Annotated in this window: 1 protein-coding gene; it reads left to right on the top strand. The window is 41.6% G+C overall.

The window, feature by feature from the left end:
- Positions 1 to 404, top strand: a 404-nt coding sequence (locus KH893_RS12710; protein ID WP_486606312.1) for a metallophosphoesterase family protein, incomplete at both ends; no start/stop codon positions are given.

Raw genomic sequence — 404 nt, 5'->3', positions numbered from 1 at the left:
CTCAATGATTGCGCTTTTGATGGAGTCACGATTGGTAATAATGAGGGGCTTGGGCTTCCGCATGATCGAATGGAAGATATTTATTCGGAGCGCAGGTTTGCTGTTTTGCTGGCAAATATTTTCGAAAATGATCGCAGTTTGCCAAGATGGGCCGAAGAATATCGTGTCTTCGTAACTCCGAAAGGAACACGAATTTCGGCTTTTGGTCTAACTGCTGCTTATGATCTTACTTATCCACTACTTGATTGGCTGCCAACCCAACCTGTTGAAACACTTGAAAAATTATCTAGTCGAGTTGTTGCCCAATCCGATATCAGAGTTTTGTTATCTCATTTAGGATTGCCAACCGATCAATCCCTAGCACGACGTTTTAAAAAAATATCAGTTATTTTGGGTGCTCATAC

The organism is Liquorilactobacillus sicerae, assembly GCF_029916425.1.
GTDB classification, from domain to species: domain Bacteria; phylum Bacillota; class Bacilli; order Lactobacillales; family Lactobacillaceae; genus Liquorilactobacillus; species Liquorilactobacillus sicerae.
Note: the sequence above shows the minus strand (reverse complement) of the source record. Positions and strands in the feature narration are given on the sequence as shown.